Raw genomic sequence first — 5,708 nt, forward strand, 5'->3', positions numbered from 1 at the left:
TCCCGTCAGCCGGCCGCGACCTCCTCGTCGGCGAGGGCGAGGACCTGGTCGAGCACGTCGAGGCCGAAGCGCAGGTCCTCGTCCGAGATGTTCAGCGGCGGGCACAGGTGGAACCGGTTCTCGGCCATGAACAGCAGCAGCCCGCGGTCCTTGGCCTCGGCCATCATCCGCCCCATCACGGGCGCGACCTGACCGAGCGGGGCCAGCCGCTCCCGGGTCTGCCGGTCCTTCACCAGCTCGACGGCCCAGAACGCGCCGGCGCCGCGCACGTCGCCCACGCTCGGGTGGGCCGCGGCGATCTCGGCCAGGCGCGGCCCGATGACCTCCTCGCCGATGCGCTTCGCGTGGGCGACCATGCCCTCCTCCTCCATCGCGGTGATCGCGGCGACGGCGGCCGCGCACGCGAGGGGGTGGCCCGAGTAGGTCAGGCCGCCGGGGTAGGGCGTGGTCGCGAAGCTCTCGTAGACGTCGTCGCTCATGGCGACGCCGCCCAACGGCACATACCCGGAGTTGACCCCCTTGGCGAACGTGACGATGTCCGGGGTGACGCCCGTCAGCTGGTGGCCGAACCACTCGCCCACGCGGCCGAAGCCGACCATGACCTCGTCGATGATCAGCAGGATCCCGTGCTCACGGCACAGCTCCTTGACGCCGGCCATGTAGCCGGGCGGCGGCAGGAAGATGCCCGCGGTGCCGGGGACGGCCTCGAGGATCACGGCGGCCACGGTGGAGGGGCCCTCGAGCTCGATCACGTCGCGCAGGTGGGCCAGCGCGCGCTCGGCCTCCTGCTCGTCGCTCTCCGAGCCGAACGCGGAGCGGTACGTGTACGCGGGCTGGAAGTGCACGACGCCGTCGGACGCCGAGTCCGAGCCCACGCGCCGCAGGGAGCCGGTCAGGTTCGCCGTCAGGCGCGTGGCGCCGTGGTACGAGAGGTACGCGGAGAGCACCTTGTGCCGGCCCGTGTGCAGGCGTGCCATCCGCACCGCGTGCTCGTTGGCCTCCGCGCCCGCGTTCGTGAAGAACACGTGGTTGATGGACTCCGGCAGCCGCTCCGTGATCAGCCGGGCCGCCTCGGACCGGGCGTCGTTGACGTGCTGCGGGGCCACGGTGGCGAGCGTCTCGGCCTGCTCCCGGATCGCGGCCACGATCTTCGGGTGGCGGTGGCCGACGTTCGTGAAGACGAGCTGCCCGCTGAAGTCGACCATGGGCCGACCCTCGCCGTCCCACACCCACGACCCCTCGGCGTCGAGGATGGTCATGGGTGTGAGGTCGCGCTGCGCGCTCCACGAGTGGAACACGTGCGCGCGGTCGAGCTCGTGGGCGCGGCGGCCGCGCTCGATGGCCTCGTCGCTGATCCGGGGGTCCCGGCGGCCGACGTGCTGCTGATGCTCGGACATGCGCCCTCCTTGAGTGTGATGCGGCTCATTCCGAGCATAGGCGCGCCCGCCCTCAGCGCGAGCTGGCGCCCCGCCGCCCGCGCGCCACCCCCACGAACGCCTGCACGAGCTCCGAGTCGGCCGCCTTGAGCCAGGCCAGGGCGACGTCCCAGCCGGGGTGGCGGGCGTCGTCGTCGCCCTGACCCGCGGGATCCGCCCCATCGACGACGGCGGCGCCCGCCTCGGCCTGGGCCCGCGCCTGCTCGTCCGCGAGCGCGGACCGCGTGGCGGCGGCCTCGCGGTCGGCGCGGGACAGGCCCACGGTGTCGTCGAGGGTGGAGGCCAGCGGCAGCACGATCACGTCCTTGCGGCCGAACATGCGGGCCACGGACATCGGCAGCACGACGTGGCCGGCGCCGGACGCGGCGATCTCCAGGGCCATCCGCTCGCCCGCGCCGGGCAGCTCGGCGGCGTCCATCGGCTCCGCGCTGGGGGCCGGGGCGAAGCGGGCGGGATCCAGCTCCTCGTCCGGGTCGAGCTCGGCGGGCGGCACCGGGCCGTCCGCGTCCACGTCCCACGCGGCGAGCAGGTGGTCCCTGCCCACGCACACCACCGGCAGCTCGGAGTAGACGCCCACGAGGTGCACGTGCCGCGGGTCGACGTCGCCGGCGCGCAGGAACTCCTCGGCGGACACGTCGCGCCGGCGCCGCACGTAGCCCAGCTGCGGCAGGAAGTGGCGGGGCTGACCGGCGTCGTCGTGGGCGAGGTGGGCCAGCTGGGCCGCGTCGTCGTGGTTGACGAGCTGCACCGTGCGCTGGCGCGTGGTGAACCGCTCCACCCACGTGGACGGCGTGGCCCCGGGGATGGTGGCCAGGAAGAGGGTCTCGGGCGGGACGGGCAGGTCGGCCGGCGGCGCGGGCGCGGGACGACGCCGGCCCTCGCCCCCGGCACGGCCCGCGGGCTTCACGCCCTTGGCCACGCCGCGCCCGCCGGAGCGGGTGGACCGGGCGGGGCCGCCCCTGCTCGCGCGGGACTTCCCGCCCCGGCCGCCACGGGAGCCGCTCAGCGGACCTTCTCCTTCAGGAAGGAGACGGCGCGGTCCCAGGCGAGGGCCGCGGCCTCGGGCCGGTGGTTGCCCTGGGGGTTCTCGTCGTTGTGGAAGGCGTGCGGGGCGTCGTAGTAGAAGTACTCGACGTCGGCCCCGGACTCCTCACGGATCTGCTGCTCCTGCTGCCGCGCGTCCTCGACGGGGAAGGAGTCGTCCTGCTCGGCGTAGTGGCCCTGGACGGCGGCGGTGACGCCGGAGAAGTCGCCGGGCACGCCCTGGCCCACGCCGTAGAACGGCACGGCGGCGGAGACCTTGTCCCCCTGCTGGGCCGCGAGGGCGAGCACGAAGCCGCCGCCCATGCAGAAGCCGATCGCCCCCACGGTCTGCGAGGTCACCTCGTCCCGGGCGAGCAGCCAGTCGACGGCGCCGGCCAGCTGGCGGGCGCCCTCCTCGGCGGGCAGGTTCTGCATCATCTCGCCGGCCTCGTCGCCGTCGTGGGCGATCCAGCCGCCGTAGAGGTCCGGGGCGAGCGCGACGAAGCCGAGGTCGGCGAGGCGGTCGCACACGTCCTTGATGTGGTCCACCAGACCCCACCACTCCTGGATCACGATCACGCCGGGGCCCTTCCCGGCGGCGGGCAGCGCGAGGTAGCCGTGGCCCGTCCGGTCGCCGTCCTGGCCGGCGTCCTTGGTGGGCAGGTCGAACGTGACGTTCTGGTGCGGGGTCTTCGAAGCCATCATGGGCCCCACCCTACGAGGAGACCGGGCCCCTCATCGAGGGACCCGGTCTCGACGCGCGAGGTCGACTCAGGCTCAGGCCTGGGCGTCGGCCTCGGGCAGCACGAAGGCGGCGCCGATCTCGAGCTTCACCTTGTCCGATACCAGGAGGCCGCCGGCCTCGGTGGCCGCGTTCCAGGTCAGGCCGAAGTCCTTGCGGGAGATCTCGCCCGTGGCCTCGAAGCCCACGCGGGTCACGCCGAAGGGATCCTTGTCCTGGCCGCCGAACTCGGCCTCGAGCTCCACGGTCTGGGTGACGCCGTGCAGCGTCAGCTCGCCGACCAGGGTGAACTCCTCGGGCTCGCCGCGGACCTCGGTGGAGCGGAAGGTCATGGTGGGGAACTGCTCCACGTCGAAGAAATCGGCGGAGCGCAGGTGGGCGTCGCGGCCCTCGTTCTTGGTGCTGATGGAAGCGACGTCGACGGTCACCTCGACGGAGGACTGGGTGAACTCCTCGGCGATGACGAGCTGGCCCTCCACGGCGTGGAAGGTGCCGCGGACCTTGGAGATGCCGGCGTGGCGGACGACGAAGTCGACGTCCGAGTGCGCGGGGTCCAGGTTCCAGGTTCCGGGGGTGATGGCGTGCATGGGGTGCCCCTTCTCAGCGGGTCTGTCTGGTGCGTCCGGGGTGGGTCGTCGCGGGGGGCGATGGCTCCGTGGCCTCCGAACTTGTTTCAAATTCAAACATCATCCGGGCGGTCCGTCCACGCTCGATCGTCAAAATTCGAAATAGAGACGGACGTCACGGGCCGGGGGCACATCAGGGACGAGTCCGCCCACGACGACGGCCCGGAACCTCCGGGGGTTCCGGGCCGCCGGCCCGCGGTCGGGCAGCGGGGCCGCGCTCGGGCGGCCGGACGGGGTCAGGCGGCGGGGCCGCCCCCCGTCACGGGTAGAGGCCGCGGGTGCGGTGGGCCTCGGCCACGCGCTGGACAGCGGTCAGGGTGGCGGCCTCCCGCAGGCTCACGCGGCGACTCTCGGAGGTGGCCAGCACGGCCTGCCACGCAGCGACCATGCGCCGCTTCAGGCGCTCGTCCACCTCCTCGCGGCTCCACCAGTAGGCCTGGTTCGCCTGGACCCACTCGAAGTAGGAGACGATCACGCCGCCGGCGTTGGCCAGGATGTCCGGGACGACCAGGACGCCCTTCTCGGAGAGGATGCGGTCGGCCTCGCCCGTGGTGGGGCCATTGGCGCCCTCCACCACCAGCCGGGCGCGCACGCGCGGGGCGTTCTCCTCGGTCAGCACGGACTGCACGGCGGCCGGGACCACGAGGTCCACGTCCATCTCGAGCAGCTCGTCCGCGTCCATGGACGCGGTGCCGGGGGTGTCCTTCACGGAGCCGGTGTCCCAGAGCTGCCTCTGCAGGGCGTCGTAGTGCAGGCCCTCGTCGTCGCGCACGGCGCCGTACTGGTCGGACACGGCCACGACCTTCACGCCGGCCGCCTCGAGCAGCTCGACCGTGCCGGCGCCGACCTTGCCGAAGCCCTGGACCGCCGCCGTCGCCTGCGACGGCTCGATGCCGAGGTGCTCGAGCGCGGCGAGCGCCACGTGGACCACGCCCGCCGAGGTGGCGGAGGCGCGGCCCAGCGAGCCGCCGAGCGAGACGGGCTTGCCGGTGACCACGCCGAGCGTGGTGTGGCCGACGTTCACCGAGTAGGTGTCCATCATCCAGGCCATGGTCTGCTCGTCCGTGCCCACGTCCGGGGCGGGGATGTCCACCTCGGGGCCGATGATCGGCTGGATCTCGGAGGTGTAGCGGCGGGTGACGCGCTCGAGCTCGGCCTTCGAGTACTGGCGGGGGTCGATGGCCACCCCGCCCTTGGCGCCGCCATAGGGCACGTCCAACAGGGCGCACTTCCAGGTCATCCACATGGCCAGCGCGCGGACCTCGTCCAGGTCCACGTCCTGACTGAAGCGCACGCCGCCCTTGGCCGGGCCGCGGGAGAAGTTGTGCTGCACGCGGTAGCCGCGGAGCACCTCGGTGGAGCCGTCGTCGCGGCGCAGGGGGATGGAGACGGCCATCTCGCGGCGGGGGGCGGCGAGCATCTGGTGCAGGCCCTCGTCGTAGCCGAGCGTCTTCACGGCGGCGGAGAGCTGGGCCAGGGCGTTGTCGAGCGGGGAGGACGGCGCCGTCACGGCCTCGTCCTCGGCGGGGATCCTCGTCATTGAGCGTCCTCGTGGTCCGGTGGGCAGGGGTGTGTCGCGGCCCGACCGACGCGCGGAGGGCCGCGCCCCATTGCGCGGCCGACGTCGTCCGGACCCCGATGAACGCTACGCGCTCCCCCCGCACCCGTCACCCCTTCTGAGCCGAGATCCACGCCCACCCGGGTGACGTCGGACACGGTGGCGTGTACTGTGCTGTGGACGCGCCGCACACCCGCGGCGCCCTTCGGCGTCGAACCGACGCCGCTCGCTCAGGGCCCACCTGGTCCGTCCCCCGGCCGTCCGCCGCGCGAGGCACCCCGCCCGCGACGTCGGCCCGACGCCCCAGCCCCGTGAAGGAGCCC

5 protein-coding genes are annotated in these 5,708 nt (G+C 73.5%); all 5 read right to left on the reverse strand.

The genetic code is table 11. The features are described 5' to 3' along the window. Positions 1-5: 5 nt before the first annotated feature. The 5 genes from QL983_RS10130 to QL983_RS10150 all read right to left on the reverse strand — a co-directional run bounded on the left by QL983_RS10130 (position 6) and on the right by QL983_RS10150 (position 5,367). Positions 6-1,397 carry an aspartate aminotransferase family protein gene (locus QL983_RS10130; protein ID WP_036316513.1) on the reverse strand — a complete coding sequence of 464 codons (1,392 nt, stop codon included), beginning with the start codon at positions 1,395-1,397 and terminating at the stop codon, positions 6-8. Positions 1,398-1,449: 52 nt separating this feature from the next. After that, complete coding sequence (locus QL983_RS10135; protein WP_036341418.1) at positions 1,450-2,355, reverse strand: hypothetical protein; 906 nt, start codon at positions 2,353-2,355, stop codon at positions 1,450-1,452. 83 nt (positions 2,356-2,438) lie between these two features. Next, positions 2,439-3,164 carry a dienelactone hydrolase family protein gene (locus tag QL983_RS10140; protein WP_159228273.1) on the reverse strand — a complete coding sequence of 242 codons (726 nt, stop codon included), beginning with the start codon at positions 3,162-3,164 and terminating at the stop codon, positions 2,439-2,441. Positions 3,165-3,236: 72 nt separating this feature from the next. Then, entirely contained in the window at positions 3,237-3,788 is a 552-nt protein-coding gene (locus QL983_RS10145; RefSeq protein ID WP_010079707.1) for a YceI family protein, read from the reverse strand. Between the two features lie 298 nt (positions 3,789-4,086). Further along, positions 4,087-5,367 carry a Glu/Leu/Phe/Val dehydrogenase gene (locus QL983_RS10150; protein ID WP_010079708.1) on the reverse strand — a complete coding sequence of 427 codons (1,281 nt, stop codon included), beginning with the start codon at positions 5,365-5,367 and terminating at the stop codon, positions 4,087-4,089. Positions 5,368-5,708 lie beyond the last annotated feature (341 nt).

Origin of the sequence: Micrococcus sp. APC 4021 (assembly GCF_030407635.1) — a bacterium.
Lineage (GTDB): Bacteria > Actinomycetota > Actinomycetes > Actinomycetales > Micrococcaceae > Micrococcus > Micrococcus luteus.